We start from the raw sequence: 25,968 nt of genomic DNA on the forward strand, positions 1-25,968 counted from the left end.
CGAATTTAATTGTATGACTTTATGCGCATAAAAACTAACATAATGATTTTTATTGAATTTTCCCGCCGTTAACCAATGCGGTTTACGCGTATTTAGAACTTCGTTGCTACAGTTCCGGCTTCATCAATACATATGCGTCGCGATAGGCGGCGCCTGAACGCAGGGTGGCGACAGTGCGCATTTTGAAGAAGCTTTTTGCGGACCGGTCGGGCAACTTCGCCATCATGGGCGCGATTGCCATTGTGCCGATCCTCGGTTGCGCCGGCATGGCGATCGACTTTACCCGGGCCATGGAATTGCAGGCGGAATTGCAGAATGCGGCGGACGCGGCTGTCATCGGCGCGATCTCGGAACGGTCGGCCGGTGTCGGCCAAGCGATCAACATGGCGCAGGATGGCCCCGTTCCGCTGAGCGAAGCCGAGGCCGAGGCCCTGTTCAAGGCGCAGAAGGAAAGCGCCGCTCTTGAAGGGCCGCAAAGCGAAGACAAGAACTTCAAGGTGGACAAGGTCAAGGCGTCCGTCAACAAGAAGGGCAAGGATATCAAGGCCGAGCTGACCTATCAGGCGACGATCAATACATCGTTTCTGCGCGTTATCGGCAAGAATACCATCACCATTTCCGGCAAGGCCACGGCTGTCTATCAATCGCAGTCCTTCATGGACTTCTACATGCTGCTCGACAACTCGCCGTCCATGGGGGTCGCGGCGACGCCTGGTGATGTCGACAATATGATCAAGGCCACAAAAAACGTTAAGGATAAAGGCTCTCAAAACTGTGCATTTGCCTGTCATATCGTCTCTGCGAAGGGCGTGATCGACACGACCAGCAACTATTTCGTCGCCCGCAACAACGGCATTACCATCCGCATCGACGTGGTGGCCAAGGCCGTTGCCGCACTGACGGTGGAGGCCGAGCGGACGCAGAGCTATTCCAACCAGTTCCGCATGGCGGCCTACACCTTTGGAGAAACGGCCCAGGACGTGAAACTGTTGAAAGTCGCGGCGCTGACTGCCGACCTGACCAAGGTCAAGGCCGGCACCAAGGACATCAAGCTGATGAGCATTCCGGAACAGAATTTCAACGAAGACCAGCAGACCAGCTTTGACAACGCCCTGACCAAGATCAACGCTGAAATCAGCACGCCCGGCAACGGCGCGAGCTCCGCCACCCCGGAAAAGATCGTGTTCTTCGTCGCTGATGGCGTCGGCGACAGCTACAAGCCGAAGGGCTGCACGGCAAAGCTCAACGGTAGCCGCTGCCAGGAGCCGATCGATCCGACCTACTGCACCATGCTGAAGGATCGCGGCATCAAGATTGCAGTGCTCTACACCACCTATCTGCCGCTGCCGAACAACACCTGGTACAACACCTGGATCAAGCCCTTCCAGGCGACGATCGGCACGAAGATGGAAGAATGCGCGTCGCCCGGCTTCTACTTCGAAGTGAGCCCGACGGAAGGCATCGAGGCGGCGATGAAGGCGTTGTTCAACAAGGTGGTTCGCACCCCGCGCCTGACAAGCTGAGCCACGCTGAAGCTTGCCGGAATCGGAACGAAGCGCGGCCATGCATCGGCGAGGATGCGTGGCTGTTTCGTTTTCGCATCGGTAGTGACCGGTCCGTACGGTGATTTTCTATGATGCTGCATTGCACACTGTACAATTCCCGTCAGTCGCAGTAAGAGGGCGCGCATGTATTGGCTGGCGACGTGCCGGCCGCGGAAACTGCGCCTGTTCTCGTCCATCGAGGCGCGCATGACATCCGAATTCCGAGAGATAAGCATATGGCAGAGTTAGACGGCATCGCTCCGGCGATCGCTCAGGCATTGAGCAAGCGCGGTTATTCAGAGTTGACGCCTGTTCAGAAGGCTGTCCTCGCCCCGGAACTCGAGGGCAGGGATGCGCTGGTTTCGGCGCAGACGGGCTCCGGCAAGACGGTGGCGTTCGGCCTTGCGCTCGCCTCGACGCTGCTCGAGGGCAAGGATCGTTTCGGCCAGGCCCAAGCGCCGCTGGCGCTTGCCGTGGCTCCGACCCGCGAACTGGCGCTGCAGGTCAAGCGCGAACTGGAATGGCTTTATGAACTGACCGGCGCGACCGTCGCCTCCTGTGTCGGTGGCATGGACATGCGCAGCGAACGGCGCGCGCTCGATCGTGGCGCCCACATCGTCGTCGGGACGCCCGGTCGCCTGTGCGACCATATCCGCCGTGGCGGCCTCGACATGTCGTCGCTGAAGGCCGTCGTTCTCGACGAAGCCGACGAAATGCTGGATCTCGGTTTCCGCGAGGATCTGGAATTCATCCTGGAGGAAGCTCCCTCCGAACGGCGCACACTGATGTTTTCGGCCACCGTGCCGCGCGCGATCGCCAATCTGGCCAAGAGCTACCAGCGCGATGCCATGCGCATCGCCACGCAGGCCGAGCAGAAACAGCATCTCGACATCGAATACCGGGCGCTGACCGTTGCTCCGGCCGACCGCGAGAACGCCATCATCAATGTCCTGCGCTTCTACGAGGCGAAGAACGCGCTGGTGTTCTGTTCCACCCGCGCCGCCGTCAATCACCTGACCGCGCGCTTCAACAATCGCGGCTTCTCGGTCGTCGCCATGTCCGGCGAACTCAGCCAGAACGAGCGCACCCACGCGCTGCAGGCGATGCGCGATGGCCGCGCCCGCGTCTGCATCGCGACCGACGTCGCCGCGCGCGGCATCGACCTGCCGGGGCTCGAACTAGTTATCCATGCCGACCTGCCGACCAATCCCGAAACGCTCCTGCACCGCAGCGGCCGCACGGGACGCGCGGGTCGCAAAGGTGTCAGCGCGCTGATCGTGCCCAACAGCGCCCGCCGCAAGGCCGAGCGCCTGTTGCGCGACGCCAACATCAATGCCGACTGGGCGCGCCCGCCATCGGCCGACGAGGTCAGTCGTCGCGATGATGAGCGGGTTCTCGCCGATCCGGCTCTGATCGATCCGATCACGCCGGACGAGGCCGACTTCATCCGCGAACTCCTGGAAAAGCACGGTCCCGATCAGGTAGCCGCCGCCTTCCTCAGGCAGGCGCGCGCCGGCCGTTCGGCGCCGGAAGACCTGATGGACACGCCGGCCTATACGCCGTCGGGTGAACGTCCCGCCCGTGGTGACCGTCCCGAACGCGGCGAACCGCGTGCTCCGCGCGGCGATTTTGGCGACAGCGTCTGGTTCTCGCTGTCGGCTGGCCGCAAGCAGAATGTCGAACCGCGCTGGCTGATCCCGATGCTCTGCCGCATCGGCAAGATCACCAAGCAGGAAATCGGTGCGATCAAGATGCAGACCGAGGAAACCTATGTCGAGATCGCTCGCGAATGGGTGGATCGCTTCGTCGAGGCAATCGGGCCGAAGCGGGCACTCGAAAAGGGCATTGTGGTGACGCAACTCGAGGGCATGCCAAACCTCTCCGGCGGCTTTGCCGGCAAGAAGCCTTATCCGGCCAAGCAGGCCGACTGGAAGGGCGAAGGCAAGCCGAAGCGCAAGTTCGAAGGCAAGCCCGATTTCGCCGGTGCCGACCACCGGCCGGCGGAAAAGACCGACAGCAAGCCCTGGACCAAGAAGGCGGGCAAGCCGGGTTTCGACAAGCCCACGTTCGAAAAGCCGAAGTTCGACAAGCCCAAGTTCGACAAGCCCAAATTCGACAAGGGCGGTGCCGAGGGCGCAAAGCGCAAGCCGTTCAAGAACAAGGCGAATTGAGGTTTTGAGCGATAGCGGATCGGAGTTGGTCGACAGCTCCGATCCGCCGCAAACCTTGCCGATCACCGCGTGATTGTTCCGGGGATTGCCTTTACGTTCTTCGATCGCTCGGCGCGCGTGTTTGCATCATCACATTGACGGAAACCCAAAAGCAACGTTTGCAGCGCATATTCGTGCCATTCAGCATCGACATCATGTCGATGGGCGAGCAGCGGATATTCGGGCATGGTGTCATCTTCACTGGCAAAACAGCCTCGATCTGAAAAAGCGAGCGTGCGTCATGTTGCGGTCGACGGGAAGCAGACCTCGGCCCGGTTCGAACATCTGCAGGAACTGTTCGACAAGTCGTTCAAGGCTGCGCGGGTCGGCATCTGGGAATGCAGCCTGCCGGACCAGACGCTGACCTGGACGGATACTGTCTACGAGCTGTTTGACCTCGCGCCGCAGTGCGCCCTCAATCGCGACGATATCGTCGCGCTCTACACACCGGAGTCACGGAAAAAGCTGACCGAGGTGCGCAGTGCCGCGATCCGGGATGGCGAGGGGTTCACGCTCGACGCCGAGATCGTCACGGCAAAAGGCATTCCCCGCTGGATCAGGATCACCGCGATCGTCGAACGGCTCGATGGCGAACCTGTGCGCATCTTCGGCATGAAGCAGGATATCACCGCTGAAAAGGCGATGTTCGATCATATCAGCCGGCTCACGGAAATCGACGCGCTGACCGGGCTTGCCAGCCGCGCCAGGTTCGAGACCGTCTACAATCAGGTCTGCGCCGAAACATCCGGACCGCCTCACGCCCTGCTGCTGATCGACCTCGATGGCTTCAAGGCGGTCAACGATACGCTCGGCCACCAGGCCGGCGACGAATGCCTCAAGGACGCCGCACGGCGGCTTGTGACCGCGTTGCCGGAGGCAAGGCTCGTTGCCCGTCTCGGCGGCGACGAATTTGCCGTCCTGCATACCTGCAATTTCCCAGCGCATCTCCAGCAGACCGGCGACCGGATCGTTGAGGCAATGGAATGCTGGGTCGGTTCATTCCCCAAAAAGCTGAAGATCAGCGCATCGGTCGGTGGGGCGGTAATCGCTGGCGATGCCGCCGCGAAAGACATCTTTGCCCGCGCCGACAGCGCTCTCTACGCGGTCAAGGCAAATGGCAGGAACGGGTTCAGGCCGTTCAATCCTGAGAGGGGAGCTGTCAGCGCGGCATGAAGGGCGAATATTGAGTTTCGTCTTCTGCAAGGCATTTGCCGGGATTTTCAGCTATTGAAAGAGGCCTTGACTCCTCGTCTCAAACATTGAATTGCCTCACACTTCACTATACGCCGTTGCAACCCGCTGATATCCTGATCGCAACGGAAAGTTTTGGTTTTGATCGTTCGTTCGGAGCAGGCATGTCGGAAGCCGGGGGGAAGCCTGCCGCCAAAAGCGCAGCCGCGGTCTGGACCAGGCCGCTGCGCTCGCTGCTCGGTCTCGCGATGGCGGCGCTGCTCATTGCCGTCTCGGGAACGCTTGTCGGGCTCGACTACTGGCGGGCGCGGAAGGCGGCGATCGTCGATGCCGAAACGGACATGCGCGCCTTTTCCGATCGCCTCGTCGACCGACTGGGTATCCTCTCCGGCAGCACGACGGCGCTGGTCGGGTTCACCGCTTCGATCGCCAATTCCATCCTGGTGCCGCCGCCGGATCGGATGAGCGACAAAATCAAGCTTTTGCGAGAGATTATCGCACAATCGCAAAACCTCGACGGCATTTATGCCGGTTATCCCGATGGCGCCTTCATCCAGGTCGTGACGCTCAAGGCCAAGCCCTGGCGCATCGCGCTCAACGCACCGGAAAAGGCGGTGGTGGCGGTGCGCTCGATGCAGATCGATGCCGGCGGCGAGCAGAGCAACCGGCTGATTTTCCTCGATGAAGACGGCAACCAACTGCTGGAGCGCCGGCTGCTCGCTACCGGCTACGATCCGCGCCGGCGGCCCTGGTACCAGGTGGCGGTCAATGGCCGGAAGCCAGCGGCGATCGGCCCCTATACGATGGTGACGACCGATGCGCCGGGCATGACGATCTCGCAGGCGCATCGTGGCAATGGCGGCATCGTCATCGGAGCGGACATCGATCTCGCCACCATCACCGACTTCCTGGCGCGCGAGCGGCTGACGACCGGCACGATCGCCTTCATCATGGACGCCGCCGGCAGACCGATCATCCATTCCGACCGGGCGCTGATGGCGCGCATGCTGGCGATGAAGGAAAAGGGCGAGCGGGACAGCGGCTCCTTCTCCGATCCGCTCGTCAGCGGCATCCGCACCACGCTGCCGAAAGACGACGGCGTCAGCTTCGCCACGATCGATGGACGCGTTTATGTCGTCATGACGACCTCGGTAAAATCGGCGCTGCTGCTGGCCGGGCACCGGACGGTGGTCGCAGCCCCGCTCGATGAATTGACGGAAACGGCCAACCGTAATCTCTATCAGGGGCTGGCGATCTCGGCGACGGTGGTGTTTCTCGGCCTGCTGAGCGCCTTGTTCCTCGCCCGCGTGATCACCCGCTCACTTGGCGAACTCACCGACAATGCCAATCGGTTGCAGGATCTGGATTTTACCGCACCACGTGACCTCAACTCCCATGTCACTGAAATTTCATCGCTCGGCCGAGCGATGAACCGGGCGCGCGATGCGATCTTCACCTTCGCCCTCTATGTGCCGAAGGAACTGGTGCGCAAGGGTATCGAGTCCGGCCAGTTCGCGGGCAGGGGCGCGCGGCGGCAGGAGGTGACGGCCTGGTTCACCGATATCTACGATTTCACGACGATCAGTGAACAGCACTCGCCCGAGGAAGTGGTCGCGCTTCTGTCGGATTATTTCGATATCTTCAACGAGACTGTCAGCGCCCATGGCGGCGAGATCATCCAGTTTCTCGGGGATTCGGTGTTTGCCATGTGGAATGCGCCGATGAGCGACGAGCATCATGCCGAAAATGCCTGTCGCTGCGCGCTCGCGGTCGAGCGGAAACTCACCGTCTTCAATGCCGACCTGAAGGCGCGTGGCCTGCCGGAACTGCGCACCCGCTTCGGCATTCACACCGGCACGGCTGTCGTCGGCAGCGTCGGGGCGAAAGAGCGGCTGCAATATACCGCCATGGGCGACACGGTGAACGTCGCCTCGCGGCTGGAGGGCACCAACAAGGTCTACGGCACCACGATCCTCGCCAGCAGCGCCGTGGTTGCGCAATGCGCCGACCGCATCCTGTTTCGACCGCTCGGGCAAGCACAGGTCAAGGGGCGGGCTACCGCTTTGCTGCTCTATGAGGTTGTCGGGGAGCGGATGGATGCGGAGCAATGTCCGCAGGCGCAGGAAGGAACCGAGGCTTTGGGCGCTACACGGATCTGATCGTCAATCATCCGAATAGCGCTGCTCGCGCCAGGGATCGCCGAGCATGTGGTAGCCGTTCTTTTCCCAGAAGCCGGCCTGGTCGCCGACCAGGAACTCGATGCGGCGCAGCCATTTGGCGCTTTTCCAGAAATAGAGATGCGGGATGACCAGGCGCATCGGGCCGCCGTGCTCGCGCGTCAGCGGTTCGCCCTCCCAGGCCGTTGCCAGAATGCCGTCCTCGGAGGCGAAATCGGCAAGCGGCAGGTTGGTCGTATAGCCGTCATAGCTTGTCAGAAGGACGAAGTTCGCTTCCGGCCTCGGCATGACGAGATCGAGCAGGTTGTGGGTGGAAACACCCTGCCAGCGGTTGTCGTAGCGCGACCATGTGGTCACGCAGTGAATGTCGGATAGCTTGTTGGTCTGCGGCAACTGGTGAAAGGCATGCCAGTCGAGTTTGACCGGGTTTTCGACGCCACCGACGATCTGCAGGCTCCAGTCCGCCAGCGAAATCTGCGGCTGCTGACCGAGGTCGAGAACCGGCCAGTTCTTCACCAGATGCTGGCCAGGCGGCAGGCGGTCGGTTTCGGCGCGGGTGATCCGACCGGTCAGGAATTTCCCCTCTTCCGCCCAACGGCGTTTTGACAGCGTCAGTTTCGTTTCCGGTGTCTCGTCGGTCATGCTCGGCGCTCGCTACTGTCGGGTTTGGTGCGGTGCAGCGAATTACAGGTTTTATGAGCCATCCTGTCAAGGCCAGGGCGTCAGGTCCAGGTATAGCGGACGATGTGGAAGAAGACGGGGGCGGCAAAGACAAGGCTGTCGGCGCGGTCGAGCATGCCGCCATGACCCTCGATCATCTGTCCCCAATCCTTGACACCCCGGTCGCGCTTGATGGCGGAGGCGACAAGGCCGCCGAGGAAACCCATGATGCAGGCGAGACCGGCAAGGATGCCGGCCTGTAGCGGCGGGAATGGCGTCAGCCAGGAGAGGCCGGCGCCAAGCAACGAGGCGCTGACAATCCCGCCGACCAGGCCTTCCCAGGTTTTCGATGGCGAGACGCTGGGCGAAATCCGGTGTCTGCCGAACAGCTTGCCGAAGATGTATTGCAGCACGTCGCTGCCCTGCACCGTGGCGATCAGGAAGGCGATGAGCAGCAGTTTCTTGCCCTCGTAGCCGGGGATTTCGAGCGTGATCAGCGCCGGCACATGGCTGATGCAGTAGACCGACAGCATGATGCCCCATTGCTGCTCGCTGATGCGCTCGAGGAAGCGCGAGGTATCGCCGGACAGTGCCGTCATGGCGGGCATGGCGAGGAAGCAGTAGACGGGGATGAAGATCGAGTAGAGGCCGTACCATTCGATCCAGATCAGGTAATATTGCACAGGGATGACCACGACGAACATGCCGAGCAGGATCCAGTGATCGCTGCGGCGGGTATGGGTCAGCGTCACATATTCCCGAAGGGCTGCAAACGAGACCAGCGCGAACAGCACGATGACACCGGCCTTGCCGAACAGGAAGGCGATACACATGGCCGCGACCATGATCCACCAGGCCTTGATGCGCGCATTGAGGTTGACCAGCGTAGAGGAGAGCGGCTTTGGACTGCGAAAGGACAGGATGCTGGCGACAACGCTTGCCGTGACGAGCACGCCCATCAGGCCCAGGAAAAGCTGCGTGGTTTCGGTCATGGCCGTTCACCTTTGGCATCGGGGTTCATGTCGAGCAGGGCCTGACGCGCCCGATGCAGGAAATCCTTGTGTGGCTCGCCTTCGGCGACCGCGATCGGCGCACCGAAGATGACGCGGCAGAGCAGCGGCACCGGTAGGAAGGCGCCCTTCGGCAGCACGCGTGACATGTTTTCGATCCAGCACGGGATCAGTTCCACGTCGGGCCGGGCGATCGCCAGATTGTAGAGGCCGGAGCGGAAACGCAGCAGCGGCTCGTCCGTCATGTTGCGGGTGCCTTCGGGAAAAATGATCAGGGATTCTCCCTTGCCCATGGCGTCGAGCATGACGACCATCGGATCCTCGCTGCGCTCCACCCAGTTGCGCTCGACCAGCACGGTGCGCAGCAGAACCTCGGCCATGACCTTGCGGATGCGGTTCGAGCGCCAGTAATCGGCGCCGGCGACGGCACAGGTGCGGGCGCGCTCTTCCTGGCTCAGGCATGAGGACAGCAGGATGAAATCGCCGTGGCTGGTGTGGTTGGCGAAATAGATACGTTGTCGATGCGAGGGGCTGCTGCCGCTCCAGATCGGTCGTACACCGGTAACTGCGCGGGAGACAAGGGCGAGAACAGAACCGGAAAAGGATTGCAGATACCGCTTGTAGTTGATCGCAGCCATTCAGAATCTGCCCCCATGCAGGATTGTGCCGGGCAGCAGGGCGAGGGCGAGGAACAGCACAACACAAACGCAAAGCACCAGGCGCTGCCGGTTGACCAGACGCAGCGAGCCGGCGATCCGCTCGGGCAGGGAGCGCGTGGTTTCGGCGAGCGCCCGTAGCCCGGCACGCGACAGGACCGTGTCGACTTCCTCCAGTGCCTTGCGCTCGTCCGGCGTGGCCGCGATCAGCTTGAACAGCGCGGCATCAAGCAGGAGATGGGCCGACGTCACCAGCGCCAGCAGACCGCAGACCAGAAGCGCCGTCCACAGGATGAAGAATAGCAGATCGTGGGTTTCGCGCAGGAACGGCGCCACGGCGAGCAGCGCTGGGACCAGAATGCCGCCCCAAAGCGCGTTGCGCCGCAGATGACCAGCAATTTCGAGTGGCGAACTGGTCATGCTGATCCCTTCGGGTTGGTTACCATGGCAGGCAGGTGGACGGGGCGGCCCTTGCTTTTGAGGAGTTCGAGCGCGGCGTACCGGTTGGGGGACCGGCTTGTCGCCACAAGCCAGTGCATCACGGTCGCGGCACTGCGCTGGAAGCCGAGCGCGCAACAGACAAGAACCGGGCCGTTCGGGCGCGACGCTTCGATCGCGCCGGCGGCAGCCGCAAGCGTTTCATCCGGTGGCGCGACCAGATCGAGCGCGGGGAAACTTTTCCAGACGGTCCCGGTCGTGCTCCGCAGAGCGATCAGTTCACCGGTGAGATCGATGACGGTGGCGATGCCGGAAAGCTCCGGGCCTGTTGGGAAACGTCCAAGAAAAACGCCATCCGTGATTTCGATCCGAGCAGGCAGCGCGCGCGTCCAATAACGGATGTTGAGACGGGCGCCGAAGCGATAGGGCATCAGCAGCCAGTGGCTGGCGAGCGTCACCTTGCCATCGGCCGCTTTCTGAAACACCGGCGGTCCAGCGCCGAAATAGCCGACTGAGACGATGGCCAAGGCAAGCGCCGGCCAGAGAAACAACAGGGCATAGCCGGTCAGGAAAACGCCGGAGACTGTGAGAAGGAGGAGGAGGCAAGCACCCACGGCGTAAGCGCGGCCGAGACGGCGGGCTTTCTCGTTCGTCGTGAAATGAAAGCCGGCGAGCGGCGAGGGCGCGCCATGCGGGAAAAACCACAAAGCGAAAAGGCCGAGAAGGGCGCCGGTCGGGATATCGATGAAATGATGTTGATAGGTGGTGAGGACCGAGACGCCGATCAGGAAACACCAGACATGCCAGACCTGCCGCACGCCGCCCGGCAGTTTGCGGCGCAGATGATCCCAGATGATGACCAGGAGAGCGATGTGCAGCGACGGCGCCTGGTTGAATGGTTTGTCGAAGCCGCCGAGCACGGCGAACATGAAGCCGGGCAGACCGCTGGTTTCCGGCCGCGTGAAAATGGCGGTCAGCGGAAAGGCGATGAAGCAGGTCACGGCGACGACCTGCGCCATCAGATATCGCTTCGCCAGCCGATCGACCGCCGTTGACGTATCGTTGATGAACAGCGACAGCGCGTAAAACGCGTTGATCGACCAGTAGGGCACGATCGTCCAGGCGTAGAATGGAATGGCGCCTTCCCAATCGAAGGCGAGGTTCGGCACATGGGCGCGCTGCGAGGCCAGCCAGTTGGCGATGCCATAGGTCAGGTAGAAGAACGGCGCGAGCAGGCACAGCCAGAGCGCCGCGCGGCGGATCACCGGCAGGGCGGAAATTGTGGGGGATGACGCCGTGTCGATCGTCACGCCTGCGGCCCCGCGACACGCTCGGCGATCGAGACCGTGAAGATGCCCCATTGGTCGATGCGTTGGTCGAGCTTGCGGAAGCCGGCGGCTTCGACGAGCTGGTCCATTTCCTGTTGCGTGCGCCGGCGCATGACCCAGGCCTCGCCGCCGCGATGCGAGGTCAAGGCCCGGGCGATCATTTCCAGCTGCGGATGCCAGGGCTGGTTGGTGTAGATCAGGAGAGCACCCGGCCGCATGGCGCCGGCGAGGCCACCGAGCGATCTCTCGATCAGGGCATTGTCGGGGAAGAGTTCGTAGAGGCCGGAGACGATGGCAAGGTCAGGCGCCGGTGTGATCGCCGCCAGTCCGTCGCCGTCGAAGGCGTCGGCCTCGTCGAAGCGGGCGGTGGCTTCAAGCCCGTGATCGGCGATCAGCTTTCGGCCCGCCGACACATTGATCGGCGAATAGTCGCGCAACTGTACATGATCCGGCTTGATATCGGACTGGGCGATGGCATCGAGAATGTAGCGTCCGTGACCGGAGGCGATGTCGAGCATGTTGGTCGAGCGGCCGGCCTCCTTGAGACGATACAACGCCTTGCCGATCATCTCCTCCAGATGCACCTTGCGCTGGCGGATGCCGCGCCAACCGATCGCTTCGAGGAATTGTTTGTCGATCAGCTTGCCGCCGGGGCCAAGCCCGCGTGGCTCGTTTTCGTAGACATAGTCGAGCGTCGAGCCGGAATCGAAGCCGGTCTTGATGCCGGTCTTGATGCCTTCCGACAAGAGACCGCCGAACTGGATCGACGCCTTGTTGATCAGCCAGTAAAGGCCGCGCGGCGAGACGGGAGACACGGGCGTCGCCAGTCGGTCGGCCTCGTCGCGGGTATAGCCGTGGATATGGGCGTCGCGCAGTTGGACCACAGCGGGCGGGACAGCGAAGCGATCGGTGATGAAGGCCCTGATCTTCGTCATCGCCCGGGCGCGATCCCGCTCGCCCAGCGTGTCGTGATAAAAGCCGTCGAGAACGTGGCGCTCCTTGATCCGGCTTCCGAGATTCTCGAAAAAGCGATGTTGCGGTCCGTGGTGGACCACCCAGTCGCTGCCGGAAATCAGCAGTTGAACGGGCACCGTGATGGCGCGGGCATCGTCGACCACGCGCTTTGCCGCCTCATGCAGTTCGAGCAGGATATGGGAGGCGATAGGGCGGGTGATCAGCGGGTCGTTTTCGTAAGATTCGATGCGGGCCGGATCATGCGTCAGGAATTTCGCCTTGACGTAGGAATTGACGAAGAAGCTGCCCTTCAGCTTCTGCCACAGCGCGATGCCGGGCTTGGCGAACGGCACGTAAAGCTGGATGTCGAAGGCGGGAGAGGCAAGCACCAGCGCGCGGACCTTCGGGGCATAATCGTGCACCCAGGTGGCTGCGAGGACGGCGCCGACGCTCTGGGCGATGACGGCGATGTCCTCGATCGCTACGCCACTGGTTTCCTGGATATGACGAACGAACATATCGAGATCGCGCACGGAGGCGGCAAAGGACGGAGAAAAGCCGCGAACGCCGGGCGACCGGCCGTGCCCGCGCGCATCCCAAGCATAGAAGGCATAATCTTCGAGTCCGAGTTCATCGACGATATGAGCGACCCGGCCGCTGTGTTCGTGGCCCCGGTGCAGAAGGATGATGGTGCCGGTTGTCTGCGCCGTTCTTGCCGGCCAGTGGCGATAGAAGAGCGTCGTGCCGTCATGGGTCTTGAATTCGCTGTCAATCGGCGTGCGGGGCTCAAGGCCCTTCGATTGCTGCGCGCTCTCTTGCATATCCGTCTCCCTCATGACACCGGCGGCCCCCGCCACCGTTGCAACTTCATTCAATCAGTGGAATGAAACGCTTGAACACACAAGGATATTCACTGTCGGGGCGATGTAAACGGCGGAGTTCGGAAATGAACGTGCCAATGAATGCCGGCAGTGCCATTGTGTGATCCGACCACTGTCTGTTCCGTCCAATCGCCTTCCTCTGTCCCGTGAGACCCGGTCATGTCCGTCTATCAGCTGAAATCGCGCTTCCAGGCAATCCTGCGCCCGCTCGTCAATCGTCTTGCTGCAGCGGGCGTGACGGCCAATCAGGTGACCCTCGCGGCGGCCGCCATTTCGATCATGCTCGGCGCCGTCCTGTCCCTGAGACAGGATGCCAGATGGTTCGTGCTGGTGCCGATCTGGTTTTTCCTGCGCATGGCGCTCAACGCCATCGACGGCATGCTGGCGCGGGAACACGGGCAGAAGAGCCTGCTCGGCGCCTATCTCAATGAAATGACGGATGTTGTTTCGGATGCGGCTCTCTATCTTCCCTTCGCCCTTGTTGCCCCTTTCAGTCTGGGATGGATGGCGGCGATCGTCTTCCTGGCAACGATGACGGAGTTTGCCGGCGTGACCGGTGCCGCCAATGGCCGGACGCGCCGCTATGACGGGCCGATGGGGAAAAGCGACCGTGCGGTGGTTTTCGGCATTCTCGGCGCCTGGGTCTCGGTCGTGGGCACCCTTCCGGGCTGGCTGTTCTGGCTGCAGCCGCTGCTCTGCGTCATGCTCTGCTTGACGGTGGTTGGCCGCGTGCGCGGCGGCCTCAACGAGGCATGAAAAAGCCGGACGTTTCGCAACGCCCGGCTCACTGTCAACTCGATTGATTTTATCAGGCAGGCAGCTGGAAGTAGGAGTTTGCCACAAGCACCACCGTCAGGCCGGCGGCGAGCGCCACATAGGGCAGGACACCGGCTTTCTTGACGCCCAGATCCGAGCCCGTCAGGCCGAGATCGTCCATCGCACCGGCCGGGAACCGGCCGCCATCACGCACATAGTGACGATAGGCAAAGACCGGCAGGATGAGGGCGGCAAAGATGAAGCCCACCCACAATGCGTTGGAATAACCCCAGACCTTGGCGCCGGCGCCCAGGAAGAGAGCGTTGACGAAGGCGAGAACGGTGTTGAGGCCGATCAGCCAGGTCGGTGCCTTCCAGGGACGTTGGATGTGGCTCGAGTCCATGCGGTGGATCCAGCCGGCGTTCAGGTTGAGGAAGTTGAAGATGATGTAGCCGACATTGGAGACGGCCAGCACGAAGAAGTAGCCGGCAACGTCGGATGCGATGGCGAGCAGGATGAGGTTGAAGCCGAAATCCGTCCACATGGCGCGGGTCGGTGCGCCGTGCTCGTTGACGTGATCGAGATATTTCGGCAGCCAGCCATCCTTTGCCCCCTGGTAAAGGGTGCGCGACGAACCGGCCATGGCCGTCATGATGGCAAGGAACAGCGCCATGATCATCAGGATGACCAGGATCTGCGTGATGATCTGGCCGCCATGGACGAGGCCTGCCAGCGCTTCTGCAATGCCGGTGCCATCGACGACACCCGCGCCGAGCATGCCGCTCTGGCCGATGACGCCCTGGAAGGTGAACGGGATCAGGAAGAAGAACACGCAGCACAGAAGGCCGGAATAGAAGATTGCCTTGAACGTATCCGTCTTCGGGTTCTTCAGTTCGCGGGTGTAGCAGACGGCGGTTTCGAAGCCATAGGTCGACCAGGCCGCGATGTAGAGGCCGCCGAGGAAGAGCGTCCAGCCGCCGTTCGACCATGTGCCATCGATGCCCGAATAGGCTGCCGTCGGTGGCACGAGGCCGGTGACATTGATGCTGTCGATCTGACCCGAGAAGATCGGGTAGAGACCGATGACCAGCAGCGGCAGGAGAACGATGATGGCAAGCCATTTCTGGACGCTGGCCGTTCCATGGATGCCGCGATGCTGGATCGCGAAGATGACCAGCATCAGGAGACCGCCGATGAAGAAGGTGGCGTTGAGGTTGGCATGGGCCAGGAACGGAATGTCGAAGCCCAACAGCGACCAACTGCGGATTGCCGGCGTCAGCGCCGCGATGGCGTCACCCGAGAGGAGCGCCGAGATCGCGTCCTGCGCCGTCTTGCCGGCATTGGCCGCCAGCCATTCGGCGACGCGCGGGCTATCCGCCGTCAACGTGGCCATATTGGCGTTGATCCATTCCATGACCGCCGGTGATTCCGCGCCGGGGATCGGGAAGAGGGCGTTGAGGATATAGCCCGCCGCGATGGCGCAGCCGAGCGACAGGACAGGCGACCAGGCAAACCAGTTGCACCACACCGACAAGGGCGCGATGAATTTCGAATATCTGAGCCAGGCGGTGGCGCCATAGATCGATGCGCCGCCCGACTTGTTGCCGAACATGCCGGCGATCTCGGCATAGGTGAAGGATTGCAGGAAGCCCATGATCATCGAAATGATCCAGACGACGAAGGCAAGCTTTCCCGTCGTGCCGGCGATGCCTCCGATGGAGAAGAGTACCAGCGGCGGTACGCCCGCCGCCACCCAGAATGCCCCTTTCCAGTCCAGCGCCCTTATCAGCCCGGCGTCTGAAGCGGTTGCCGCTGACCCCTCGGTCTCAACAATTGATGCCATAAGCAGTCTCCTCGACCAGTTTATTGAGCGCGTTTCGCGCGTCCCCGTATGGATGGCTTTGGGCTTTGGTCATCGCTGTGGAGGAGCCTGCATTCCGCAGTGTCATCACCCCGTTCCCGTTTCGTTTTTTGGCCAAAGCTTATCCTCATAGTGAATTTTTTTTCTTCTGGGTCAAGTCTCTCTTTACTTTGCAAAGGCTCCCGTAGGATAGTTTGGCCACATTGCCGGTGCATAAGCGGCGCCTTCAGAGCGTCGAACGGCCATGCCGCCGGGTGGGAGCTGAGATGACGGATTCCGGACGATTTGCGGGCGTGCTTTCGCCGCCGCGCCCAAGCACGATCCTGCGGCCGGGAATCCCGGCGCTGCCGGTCGGCGTGGAGCGTTACCGCGTCAAGGGTCGCGGCGCGACAGTGGTGAAAGTTGCCGCCGGTGACCGCGTGACGATCAGGGATGTCGAGGGCGGCCAGTTGTGCGAAGTCAGCTTCGTCGATGGCAGTGGCCGTTTCAATGCCGCCGGGCTGGGTGTCGCGTTCTCGGGAGGTGCTTCAGGTCTGCAGGATATCCTGACGCGGGACGAGGAGAGCGCCCGGCGCGTGTTCTCTGCTCTGAAACGCCGCTCTGTCGATCCGGCGACCGCGCAGGCGCTGGTGTTGTTCGGCGAGCGCTCGTCCCCCGGCGCTTCGGCCGAACTGACGATCGCGCTCGATGGCCTCCTGATCGTCGCTGCCCCGGCGCCGGTCATGGATGCGGAACTGCAGAATACAGCAACAGCACTCGAACTGCGTATCAGGCGCGCCAGGATCGAGCGGACCTATGAAGAAATGCTGCCGGAGCCGATGGCTGATCCTGTGCAGGACCTGCGCATCCAGGCGGCGAGGGCGTCGGCCTATTTCGTCAGGGCCGGCGAGTTCATCCAGGTCATCGATGTCAGCGGCCGGCAATGCACAGATTTTCAGGCTTTTTCGGCCCGCAAGATCGACAAAGGGCTGGATCTGGCGCTGGACGCAACGGTGACACGCACATTGCTCGGACGCAGCTATCCGACGCCGGGCCTGCCGTCGAAAGCTTTCGACCGCGATTTCGAGCCGCTGGTGGAGATCGTGCAGGATACGGTCGGACGCCACGACGCCTTCGCCACGGCCTGCAACTCACGCTATTACGATGACATGGGCTATCCGGGACATGTCAACTGTACCGACAATTTCAACCATGCCTTGGCGCCCTATGGCATCGCGCCGCGCAAGGGCTGGGAAGCGCTCAACTATTTCTACAACACCAATGTCGATCACCAGAACCAGCTCTATCTCGACGAGCCCTGGTCGCGGCCCGGCGATTATGTGCTGATGCGGGCGCTGACCGATCTCGTCTGTGTTTCGTCCTCCTGCCCGGACGATATCGACGCGGCCAATGCCTGGAACCCAACCGACATCCATGTCCGGACCTATTCGGGCAGGCAAAAATTCTCGCGCGCCGTTGCGATCCGAATGACCCCCGATGCAGAGCCCGAAATGACCCAGGAAACCGCCTTTCATCCGCGCCTTTCGGCACTGACGCGCAATCATACCGAATATCGCGGCTACTGGTTGCCGAACCGCTTCAACAATGAAGGGCCGATCGAGGAATACTGGGCTTGCCGTGAAAAGGCCGTGGTGATGGATCTGTCGCCGCTGCGCAAATTCGAGGTGACGGGACCCGATGCCGAGGCGCTGCTGCAATATTGCTGTACGCGCGACATCCGCAAGCTGTCGCCGGGGCAGGTGGTCTATACGGCCATGTGCTACGAGAATGGCGGCATGATCGATGACGGCACCGTCTTCCGCTTGGGCCAGAACAATTTCCGCTGGATCGGCGGCGACGATGTCAGCGGCCTCTGGCTGCGCGAACAGGCCGAGAAGATGGGCTACAAGGCCTGGGTGCGCTCGTCCACCGACCAGATGCACAATCTCGCCGTGCAGGGGCCGAACAGCCGCGAGATCGTCAAGGAGATTATCTGGACCGCGCCCTCACAGCCATCGATTGGCGAACTCGAATGGTTCCGTTTCGCGGTTGGCCGCATCGGCCATTTCGAAGGCGCGCCGGTCGTCGTTTCGCGCACGGGCTATACCGGCGAACTCGGTTACGAAATCTTCTGTCACCCGAAGGATGCTACCGCCGTTTTCGATGCAGTCTGGGAGGCCGGCCAGAAGCATGGGCTGAAGCCAATGGGGCTGGAAGCGCTCGACATGGTGCGCATCGAGGCCGGTCTGGTGTTTGCGCATTATGACTTCTCCGACCAGACTGATCCGTTCGAAGCCGGCATCGGCTTCACCGTGCCGTTGAAATCCAAGACCGACGATTTCATCGGCCGCGATGCGCTGATCAAGCGCAAGGAAAACCCGCGCTACAAGTTGGTCGGGCTCGATATCGATGCCAATGATGCCGTTGGCCATGGCGACACCGTGCATATCGGCCGAGCGCAGGTTGGCGTCGTTACCAGTTCGACACGTTCGCCGCTCCTGAAGAAGACGATCGCGCTGGCGCGGATGGATGTGCTGCATTCGGAAATCGGTACCGAGGTCGAGATCGGAAAACTGGATGGCCAGCAGAAGCGGCTGCCAGCACGGATCGTGCCGTTTGCGCATTACGATCCGCAGAAGCTGAAGCCGCGATCCTGAGTTTACGGCTGACCTCTGCGGGTGTCAGCTCGTCTTGCCCTGCGCGGTGGCGATCTGCCGCGCGACGGCTTCGGAATCGTTGGCCAGCGTGCGCATTTCCGAAGCCAGAACGGCAAAGCCGGCACCTGCTGTTCCGGCCCGCGCGGCCTCGATGCCGGCGTTGACGGCAAGCAGTTTCAGGTAGCGCAGGGAATGCAGGATTTCGGCGGTGCGCGAGGCGGTGGCGCGCATGCCGGCGGTCTGTTCGTCGATGCGCTGGTAGAGGGATTCAATGTTGACGATGCTGCCTTCGAGATACAGTAGCTCTCCGTTTGTATCCCAGACGCCGCCGCCGGTTTCCGTAACCCAGACGAAATGACCGCTGTTGTGGCGGATGCGATATTCCAGCGTCCAGTCAGTACGGGTTTCCAATGCTCTGCCGACCACCGCGTCCATGGCCGGCACATCCTCCTCGCACATGATCGAGGTGAAGGTGCGAACCCGGTTTCCAACGATCTCATCCATCGGATAACCGAGGACGCGCTGGATGCCATCGGTCATGTTCAGCATGGTGTAATGTTCATCGGCCCGGCATCGATAGAGAAATCCATTCATGCGACCGAGAACGCTGCTTAAAAAGTCCATGGTAAATCCCGGTCGTGGCTGGAGGGTGGGGACGAGGGGTATTGATGGCCGTGAATAATATTCCGTTGTTTTATACTAAGAGCCGAAGTCCAGCTTCGCTGGCCTTCGGCTATGTCGTGGTCAATCTGGATGTCAATTCTTCAGATAGACTTCGAGCGTATCATCCATGGCTTCGAGCCAGGGCGTATGGTGCTTGGGCGCCATCGTGCCGGTCATCAGTGACTTGTAGGCATTGTCGCGGAAGCCCATGATGTTCTCCGCCTTGTGATGTTCCCATTCCATGAAGGTCTTGTTGGTGCCCTCGACGTCGAACTTCGGATAGTCGGTATCCGCTAGCAGTTCGATGACGTAGTCGCCCTGGAACCAGATCATCTGCTCGGCATCCTCGAGCGTTTCCTCGCGGGCGCGCCATTTTTCGAAATGGGCTTTCATTTCTTCCTTCGACGGCAGCTTGTTGCGGCCCATGATGACGTCGCGGGCATACCAGGCCTGGGCGTCGAACATGTTGAACGTGTAGAACTGGTCCTGCATGCCGATATACATCAGTTGCGGATTGCTCTCAAAGACCACGCCCTTGTAGAGATTGTCCGACCACAGGCGGTTGGCGGTCTTCAAGCGCAGGTCGTCGGGCAGGAACGGGAAGTGATGGAGGTAGCCTGTGCACAGGATGAGTGCGTCGACTTCCTTGGTCGATCCATCGGCGAAATGGGCGGTCCTGTTGACCAGCTTCTGCAGCAACGGACGCTCCTCGAAGCGCTCCGGCCATTTGAAGCCCATCGGCTTGGAACGGTAGCTGGTCGTCACGGATTTCGCGCCGTATTTCCAGCACTGCGATCCGATGTCCTCGGCCGAGTAGGAACGGCCGACGATCAGCACGTCCTTGTCCTTGAACTCCAGCGCATCGCGGAAGTCGTGGGCATGCAGCACCCGGCCACCAAAGGTCTTCACGCCTTCGAAATAGGGCACGTTCGGCGTCGAGAAATGACCGGAGGCGACGACGACATAATCGAAGATCTCGTCATACATGACGTCGTTGACGCGGTCATGCGCGGTGACGGTGAAGGTCCTGGATTCCTCGTCGAAGCGGACCATGCGCACTGGCGTCGAGAAGCGAACCCATTTGCGGACGTCAGCCTTGTCGACGCGGCCCTTGATGTAATCCCAAAGCACGGCGCGGGGCGGGTAGGAGCCGATCGGCTTGCCGAAATGTTCCTCGAAGGAATAATCGGCGAATTCCAGGCACTCCTTGGGGCCGTTCGACCAGAGATAGCGATACATGCTGCCATGGACCGGCTCGCCATATTCGTCGAGCCCGGTGCGCCAGGTGTAGTTCCACAGACCACCCCAGTCGGCCTGCTTTTCGAAGCAGACCACTTCCGGGATGTCAGCACCCTTCTGGGCGGCGGACTGGAAGGCTCTCAATTGAGCAAGGCCCGATGGCCCCGCGCCGATCACGGCTACTCTGGTCATGTCTGTCTGTTCCCTTTGTTTTCAGGCGTGTTTTTGTCGCCCTTGCCTTGATGCTCTTACGGCTGCTTTTCTCCCCGTCATCCTCGCCCTTGCGGCGGGGATCCAGCAGCGGCGCGTCCGCGCCGCTAAAGGGCTCTTTCACACGCCAGACGCCGCGTGACTGGATTCCCGTGACAAGCACAGGAATGACGGAGGAAGAGGAGTGCCCTCATCGTGTTTCAATCCGGATAGATCCCCGCGCTTGTCGGTGATCCGTCGTCGTATTTCGAAAGCCAGTCGATCATGAGCGGACGATTGCGGGTCAGGCCCTTGTAGTCGACGATTTCCGGCGGCAGGCTGGCGAGAACGCGTGGCAGGCGGCGGGCCCATTTCGGCACGGTGACCAGTTCTTCCAGGCTGATCAGGTAGCAGCGGATGACGAACAGGATGGCGTTGGAGCGGGGCAAGCGCCACAGGCTCTGCAGTTCGACGCGCAGGTGCATCTTCTCACCCACATTCTCCGGCGTCACGGTCATGCGGTCAGGCCCCCATTTGTGATAGTTTTCCGGCGAAGTATCGAGCCGTGGATTGACCGTCATCGTCCAGTTCAGCCGGCGGGTCGGCTTGCCCTGCTGCAGGTTGAGCAGGAATTTCAGCGCCCGGTCGAAGACGCCGATCTGGTGCGCCAGCGGCACCGGCCCGTGCCATTCCATGAAGTTCATGCCGATGTCGAAATCCAGCGACCAGTCGGCCTGGGTGGTGACCATGCCGGCGTCCATCCAGAGATTGTTGTCGCGCTGGTCAACAATGCAGAAATCGCCCTGGGCCTGGCGGGTGATATATTCCATCGGCGGGTAGGGCAGCGTTGCCGGATCGCCGAAGGTAAATGTGTCGTCGATGCCCAGCGGCCGGTTGATCCAGCGCCAGCGATCGCCGTTCTTCTCCAGGGTAAAATGCTCGGGGTAATCGTGCGCCTGGTGCTCCATCAGGAGTTCCAGCGTATCCCATTGCGCAGCCATCATGTGCGGCAGCGCCTGGCAGCGCAGTGGATCTTCCTTCAGCACCATGGCCCGGTCCTGCATTTCGGCGACGTAATGCTCATCGACGTCGATCAGGTTTTCGAAAACACTGTCTTGTCTGCCCCGGACATGCGGCTCCATGTTGACCGAATACATGTATTCGTCGCGATCGAAGGGGAAGGGGAAACGCCTGATATTGGTGAGGCTGTTGCGGAAAGTGAAATCGTCGCGGAACGTCTCGCTCCTGAACGTGATGGTCATCTGTCCGGTCCTCCTTCTGTCTGTGGACGACTGCTAGAGTTGAAGAACGAGTTGCTGGCCCTTGAACCGCGAGACGCAGATCATGACCTTCTTGCCGGACGCCTTTTCCTCGTCCGACAGGTAGATGTCGTTATGTTCCAGCGTGCCGTCGCAGGACGAGACTTCGGTTTCGCACTGGCCGCAGGCGCCGCCGCGACACATGAAGGGCGCGTCGCAGCCATGGGCTTCGGCGGCCTCCAGGATGCTCTGGTGTTCGCCGACGGTCATGTGAATGCCTGACTTTTCCAGGAAGACCTGGAAAGGCAGGCCCGCCGGAGGCGCGAGAAAACGCTCCGAATGCAGGTTTTCCTTCGGCCAGCCGGCTTCAAGTCCCATCAGCAGAACGGCATCGATCATACCTGCAGGGCCGCAGACATAGAGATGCGTCCCAAGCGGCTGGTTTTCGACCAATGTCTTGACCGGAATGAAGGTCTTCTCGCTGTCGCAATAGATTCTCACCCGGCGCGGGCCGTAGCGGTCGAGCAGTTGCTTCCAGTAGGCGCCGTGTTCGCGCGAGCGGATGGCGTAATGCAGCTCAAAGGCGGCATTGTCGCGGGTGAACTGCTCCATCATGGCGATGAACGGCGTGATGCCGATGCCGCCGGCAATGAGGATGTGCTTGCGGCCGCGATGATCGACCGGGAACAGGTTGACCGGTTGGCTGACGATCAGATGATCACCCGGCTTGACCTGCTCGTGCATGAAGACCGAACCGCCGCGCGAATTCGGCACTTTCAGGACGCTGATTTCGAAGGCGCTGTTGTCGTCGGGATTGGACATCAGCGAATAGGGGTTGCGGCGCAGCAGACCGTTGTCGTTCATCGAGACAACGACATGGGCGCCGCCGGAAAAGAACGGCATCGGGTGGCCGTCGAGGCGTTCGAAGCGGAACCGCTTCACGCTGTCGGTGACCTGGGTTACCGCTGCGACCCGCACCGGCATATCTGTGTTGAGGCTCACGGGAACATCTCCTCAGGGGCAGGCGCGGTACCCGGCTCTTCGGCGTCGATGTTGACGCCCTGGAAGGCGCCTAGGCGGCGGGAATAATGATCCCGCACCAGAAGCGGCAGTCCGCAATGGGTACAGGCAAAGGGGCTCGTCGTCACATTGTCGGTGATGCCCTTGCAGTGAACGCATTGCACCCGGCGCGCCGTCGAGCCGCGATGCTCGGTGTGGATCGAGTTGAAGTCGATGCCGAATTCCAGCGCCACCTGCATGACCTGGCCGATGAAGCCCTCGGTGCCGGCGATATAAAGACGCGTTCCCATGCGGGCCTGCTCAAGACAGGCACGCAGGCGAAACATCAGCGGCTGGAAGGTCGGTGCCTGCCAGAAGATATCCGGTGACAGCGCCGTCAGCGTCGCGTCATAGGCTTTTGGCGCAGCGCCGCCGGCGAGATAGAGGATTTCCGATTTGGTCAGAAAATCCCGGCCCTTGGCTTCGACCTGATCGACCAGCGCCATCGCCCCTTCGCCCTCGAGGACGAAGAGGTGACGTCTGGCGTGGGGATCGATGTCGAGCCCCTTGTATTCCGGCCTGCTTTTGATCCCTTGAACGAGCATGCCGTCAGCCCTGCGCCGTCCGCTTCGTCTTCTTCGGGTCGTCGAAAGTGATCGTATGGGCGATCGCCGGCGCGTTGACCGTCTTGCCCTTCACCTCCAGCCTGGTTCCCTGGACAGCATAGGGAACCTCGACGCGCATGATCGCCATCGAGCGGTTCGTCAGCTTCGAATAGGACGGGCAGGTGATGACACCGACCTTTTTCCCGTCGGCCCAGACCTCGTCGCCGAGATCGGTCGGACCATCGGCCTCGACCAGCAGGCCGAAAATCTTGAAGCGTTCCTTGCCCTTGAGGCGCGCATGTTCCTCGGCGCCGCGAAATCCGGTCTTGCCGGGGCTGACGGTGAAATCGAGGCCGAGTTCCCACAGGCTGTCGCCGGGCTGCTCGTTGGCGAAAGGATACATCTGCGAATTGTCATAGGGGTAGAACAGCAGATAGCTTTCCACCCGCAGCATGTCGAGAACGCTGAAGCAGACCGGTATGATACCCATCTCCTTGCCTTCTTCCACGATGCGGTCCCAGACCATGCCGGCATCCTGTCCGCGCACGAAAATCTCGTAGCCGCGTTCGCCGGTGTAGCCGGTGCGCGAGATCATCACCGGTGCGCCGAACAGCGTCGTCTGCATATGATGGAAATATTTGAGATCGCGGATGCCCGGCACGTATTTTTCGAGGTAATCGACTGCGAGCGGCCCCTGCAGCGACAGGTCGTGCAGGTCGTCGTCGAACAGCACGGCGCAGTTGCGTCCCTGCGCCTGCTTGACGATCTCCTCGAAGCCGGAGCCGGAACCGTGCACCAGCATCCAGGAGTTCGGACCGGTGCGGTAGACGATGCAGTCGTCGGTGAAATGGCCGCGGTCGTTGAGCATGCAGGCATAGACCGACTTGCCGGGATAGACCTTGGTCATGTCGCGGGTGGTGATATATTCCAGGATGGCAATGGCATGCGGGCCGACCAGATGGACCTTCTTCAGGCCCGACACATCCATGATGCCGGCCTTGGTGCGCACGGCAATGTGTTCTTCATAGATATCCTTGTCATAGGTCCAGGCGGTTCCCATGCCGCTCCAGTCCTCGAGGTTGGATCCCAATGCTCGATGTCGGTCGCCCAAGGCGGAAAAACGCCAGCTCAATGCCATGATCTGTTCCCTTGTTTATTTCACTCTGTGGAAATAATTATTCTTGAGTATATTCGCGTTTTTGGGAACGGCAAGCCGTCAAATCAATTTGTGGCAGGGAAATTTGGAAGCGTGTCTGTCGCACCCCAGGCTGCTGTTTTGTTCGGCGCAGCCCGCGTGAAAGCGGTCGGTGTAGGGCTGGATTTTCGACTGCCGGCGCCCATATCGCTTTGATATGTCCGGTTTTACGACGTGCGAATGGGAAGAGGAGTGGCCAGTGGCCGAGACCGAAAGCAGCCTGCCTGAGATCTACCGCGCCTATATCGATTGCCTCAACCGGCAGGACTGGGGAATGCTCGGGCAGTTTGTCGGTGACAATGCCATCCACAACGGCCGGCTGTTCGGCTTGGCCGGCTATCGTGCCATGCTGGAAAAGGATTTCGACGATATTCCCGACCTTCGCTTCAACATCCAGATGCTGCTCTGCGACCCGCCGCATATCGCCAGCCGCCTGGCTTTCGATTGCTCGCCGAAGGGGCTCTTTCTGGGCCTTCCCGTGAACGGCAGGACGGTCTCCTTCACCGAGAATGTGTTCTATGAATTCCGGCAGGGAAGGATCGTTCAGGTGTGGTCGGTGATCGACAAGACAGCAATCGAGGCGCAGCTTCTGGATTAGTTTATTCCGGCCTTAGAAACACGAAAGCCCGGACGATCGCCCGGGCTTGTTGCGTCCATCCTGGCCAATCTCAGGCAAGAAGTCCTTCTTCTTTCATCGCGGCGACGAAAGATGCCCAGGCCTTGCGCGGGCTGCGGATGCCGTCGAGTGCATCGAGGCAATGCTGCAGGGCACGGCGATAGGCGATGCCGCGATGGCCGGGCCAGCGGCGCAGGAACTCCACGGCGTCCCAGGCGGATGCGATGATATTTTCCTGACTTTGTTTGATGGTCACTCTGACGGGGGTTGGAAAGCGCTTGTAACTCAACGTCGTCCTCATGCTTTTTGTTCTGAATTGCCGCTCTCAACGCCCGGCAACGGAGATGGTTCCTGAACGGAATTCATTTCGGAATCTGCTTTCAAAACGATAGGCTGAATAAGGTCACCGTCGATCATCATCTCGCTCCGCATCGGCGCAGAACATCCAGCGGGTCTTCCGCGTCGATGCGCGAACAGATGCGATAGACTTCCAGCACCTCGGCGCTCATCTCGCCGCGATGATAGAAGAAGGTCGCGGCTGCATAACGGGTTCGCCCGGACCATTCGGTGCCCGGCGGCGTCCTGATGAGGTCCCAGTTCTGGCGGGCTTCATCATCTTCTGATAGTGCTTGACACAGGGGAGCATTGTCCCACTCATCTGCGCGGTCAAAAACCGGGCGGGAGCGCATCATGACCGTTGTTCTCAGCGTCAAGAACCAGAAGGTTGCGGTGAGAATGAAGGCAGTATCTGCGGCGGTGGCGGCCGGTGAAAAGGGTGTGCGCGGCCGCAAGGCATCCCAGGAAACGCGGCGCCAGCAACTGATCGAGGCGACCATCGATTCGCTCGCCAAGCGCGGTTATGCCGAAACGACCCTTGCCGACGTCGCCAATGGCGCCGGCC

At 61.2% G+C, this 25,968-nt stretch carries 22 protein-coding genes and 2 pseudogenes; 8 read left to right on the forward strand and 16 right to left on the reverse strand.

The features are described 5' to 3' along the window. Positions 1-173 precede the first annotated feature (173 nt). Both VL202_RS26015 and VL202_RS22745 read left to right on the forward strand, forming a co-directional pair. Positions 174-332 (forward strand): annotated as a pseudogene (locus VL202_RS26015) (TadE/TadG family type IV pilus assembly protein); the annotation flags it as partial. Between the two features lie 1,448 nt (positions 333-1,780). Beyond that, the gene (locus VL202_RS22745) at positions 1,781-3,715 is read left to right on the forward strand and encodes a DEAD/DEAH box helicase (RefSeq protein ID WP_325466332.1); all 1,935 of its coding nucleotides are present in this window, start codon (positions 1,781-1,783) and stop codon (positions 3,713-3,715) included. 62 nt (positions 3,716-3,777) lie between these two features. Here VL202_RS22745 and VL202_RS22750 read toward each other — a convergent pair whose 3' ends face one another. Further along, positions 3,778-3,942 carry a hypothetical protein gene (locus VL202_RS22750; RefSeq protein WP_325466333.1) on the reverse strand — a complete coding sequence of 55 codons (165 nt, stop codon included), beginning with the start codon at positions 3,940-3,942 and terminating at the stop codon, positions 3,778-3,780. A 46-nt stretch (positions 3,943-3,988) separates the two neighbouring features. Here VL202_RS22750 and VL202_RS22755 point away from each other — a divergent pair, with 46 nt between their 5' ends. Both VL202_RS22755 and VL202_RS22760 read left to right on the forward strand, forming a co-directional pair. Further along, on the forward strand, positions 3,989-4,927 hold the full coding sequence (locus VL202_RS22755) for a sensor domain-containing diguanylate cyclase (RefSeq protein ID WP_325466334.1): 939 nt from the start codon (positions 3,989-3,991) through the stop codon (positions 4,925-4,927). Between the two features lie 182 nt (positions 4,928-5,109). Then, entirely contained in the window at positions 5,110-7,104 is a 1,995-nt protein-coding gene (locus VL202_RS22760) for an adenylate/guanylate cyclase domain-containing protein (protein WP_325466335.1), read from the forward strand. Positions 7,105-7,107: 3 nt separating this feature from the next. Here VL202_RS22760 and VL202_RS22765 read toward each other — a convergent pair whose 3' ends face one another. The 6 genes from VL202_RS22765 to VL202_RS22790 form a co-directional block, all read right to left on the reverse strand. Continuing rightward, positions 7,108-7,764, reverse strand: a complete 657-nt coding sequence (locus VL202_RS22765; RefSeq protein WP_325466336.1) for a sulfite oxidase-like oxidoreductase — start codon at positions 7,762-7,764, stop codon at positions 7,108-7,110. Between the two features lie 80 nt (positions 7,765-7,844). Then, a complete protein-coding gene (locus VL202_RS22770) occupies positions 7,845-8,774 on the reverse strand; it encodes a phosphatidate cytidylyltransferase (protein WP_325466337.1) in 930 nt (309 codons plus the stop codon). After that, the gene (locus VL202_RS22775; protein WP_325466338.1) at positions 8,771-9,430 is read right to left on the reverse strand and encodes a lysophospholipid acyltransferase family protein; all 660 of its coding nucleotides are present in this window, start codon (positions 9,428-9,430) and stop codon (positions 8,771-8,773) included. The genes VL202_RS22770 and VL202_RS22775 overlap by 4 nt, the downstream gene beginning before the upstream one ends. Further along, positions 9,431-9,868, reverse strand: a complete 438-nt coding sequence (locus VL202_RS22780; protein ID WP_325466339.1) for a hypothetical protein — start codon at positions 9,866-9,868, stop codon at positions 9,431-9,433. Then, positions 9,865-11,190, reverse strand: a complete 1,326-nt coding sequence (locus VL202_RS22785; RefSeq protein WP_414692933.1) for a phosphatase PAP2 family protein — start codon at positions 11,188-11,190, stop codon at positions 9,865-9,867. Before VL202_RS22785 ends, VL202_RS22780 begins: the two co-directional genes overlap by 4 nt. Positions 11,191-11,192: 2 nt before the next feature. Next, a complete protein-coding gene (locus VL202_RS22790; protein WP_325466341.1) occupies positions 11,193-12,989 on the reverse strand; it encodes a bifunctional alpha/beta hydrolase/class I SAM-dependent methyltransferase in 1,797 nt (598 codons plus the stop codon). 219 nt (positions 12,990-13,208) lie between these two features. On the opposite strand from VL202_RS22790, the gene VL202_RS22795 reads away from it, so the two are divergent. Next, positions 13,209-13,805, forward strand: coding sequence for a CDP-alcohol phosphatidyltransferase family protein (locus VL202_RS22795; RefSeq protein ID WP_325466342.1), 597 nt, complete (start codon positions 13,209-13,211; stop codon positions 13,803-13,805). 52 nt (positions 13,806-13,857) lie between these two features. On the opposite strand, the gene VL202_RS22800 is transcribed toward VL202_RS22795, so the two are convergent. Then, positions 13,858-15,648: an APC family permease gene (locus VL202_RS22800; protein WP_325466343.1), complete on the reverse strand. Its 1,791-nt coding sequence runs from the start codon at positions 15,646-15,648 to the stop codon at positions 13,858-13,860. Between the two features lie 284 nt (positions 15,649-15,932). Here VL202_RS22800 and VL202_RS22805 point away from each other — a divergent pair, with 284 nt between their 5' ends. Further along, the gene (locus VL202_RS22805; RefSeq protein WP_325466344.1) at positions 15,933-18,302 is read left to right on the forward strand and encodes a DUF1989 domain-containing protein; all 2,370 of its coding nucleotides are present in this window, start codon (positions 15,933-15,935) and stop codon (positions 18,300-18,302) included. Positions 18,303-18,326: 24 nt separating this feature from the next. Here the strand turns inward: VL202_RS22805 and VL202_RS22810 are convergent, their stop codons facing one another. The 6 genes from VL202_RS22810 to VL202_RS22835 all read right to left on the reverse strand — a co-directional run bounded on the left by VL202_RS22810 (position 18,327) and on the right by VL202_RS22835 (position 24,394). Continuing rightward, positions 18,327-18,926, reverse strand: a complete 600-nt coding sequence (locus VL202_RS22810; RefSeq protein ID WP_325466345.1) for a PAS domain-containing protein — start codon at positions 18,924-18,926, stop codon at positions 18,327-18,329. Between the two features lie 132 nt (positions 18,927-19,058). Further along, positions 19,059-20,396: an NAD(P)/FAD-dependent oxidoreductase gene (locus tag VL202_RS22815; RefSeq protein WP_325466346.1), complete on the reverse strand. Its 1,338-nt coding sequence runs from the start codon at positions 20,394-20,396 to the stop codon at positions 19,059-19,061. A 218-nt stretch (positions 20,397-20,614) separates the two neighbouring features. Then, positions 20,615-21,655 carry a DUF3445 domain-containing protein gene (locus VL202_RS22820; protein WP_325466347.1) on the reverse strand — a complete coding sequence of 347 codons (1,041 nt, stop codon included), beginning with the start codon at positions 21,653-21,655 and terminating at the stop codon, positions 20,615-20,617. 33 nt (positions 21,656-21,688) lie between these two features. Beyond that, a complete protein-coding gene (locus VL202_RS22825; protein ID WP_325466348.1) occupies positions 21,689-22,654 on the reverse strand; it encodes a PDR/VanB family oxidoreductase in 966 nt (321 codons plus the stop codon). Continuing rightward, entirely contained in the window at positions 22,651-23,256 is a 606-nt protein-coding gene (locus tag VL202_RS22830) for a dimethylamine monooxygenase subunit DmmA family protein (protein WP_325466349.1), read from the reverse strand. Before VL202_RS22830 ends, VL202_RS22825 begins: the two co-directional genes overlap by 4 nt. Before the next feature lie 4 nt (positions 23,257-23,260). Then, positions 23,261-24,394, reverse strand: a complete 1,134-nt coding sequence (locus VL202_RS22835) for an aminomethyltransferase family protein (protein ID WP_325466350.1) — start codon at positions 24,392-24,394, stop codon at positions 23,261-23,263. Between the two features lie 256 nt (positions 24,395-24,650). On the opposite strand from VL202_RS22835, the gene VL202_RS22840 reads away from it, so the two are divergent. Continuing rightward, complete coding sequence (locus tag VL202_RS22840) at positions 24,651-25,049, forward strand: ester cyclase (protein ID WP_325466351.1); 399 nt, start codon at positions 24,651-24,653, stop codon at positions 25,047-25,049. A 70-nt stretch (positions 25,050-25,119) separates the two neighbouring features. On the opposite strand, the gene VL202_RS22845 is transcribed toward VL202_RS22840, so the two are convergent. Together VL202_RS22845 and VL202_RS22850 are read right to left on the reverse strand one after the other, a co-directional pair. After that, complete coding sequence (locus tag VL202_RS22845) at positions 25,120-25,368, reverse strand: DUF982 domain-containing protein (protein WP_325466352.1); 249 nt, start codon at positions 25,366-25,368, stop codon at positions 25,120-25,122. A 115-nt stretch (positions 25,369-25,483) separates the two neighbouring features. Beyond that, complete coding sequence (locus VL202_RS22850; RefSeq protein ID WP_325466353.1) at positions 25,484-25,759, reverse strand: hypothetical protein; 276 nt, start codon at positions 25,757-25,759, stop codon at positions 25,484-25,486. Positions 25,760-25,802: 43 nt separating this feature from the next. Here VL202_RS22850 and VL202_RS22855 point away from each other — a divergent pair. After that, a pseudogene (locus VL202_RS22855) lies at positions 25,803-25,968 on the forward strand (TetR family transcriptional regulator); the annotation flags it as partial.

Origin of the sequence: Pararhizobium sp., from assembly GCF_035497515.1 — a bacterium.
GTDB lineage: Bacteria > Pseudomonadota > Alphaproteobacteria > Rhizobiales > Rhizobiaceae > Pararhizobium.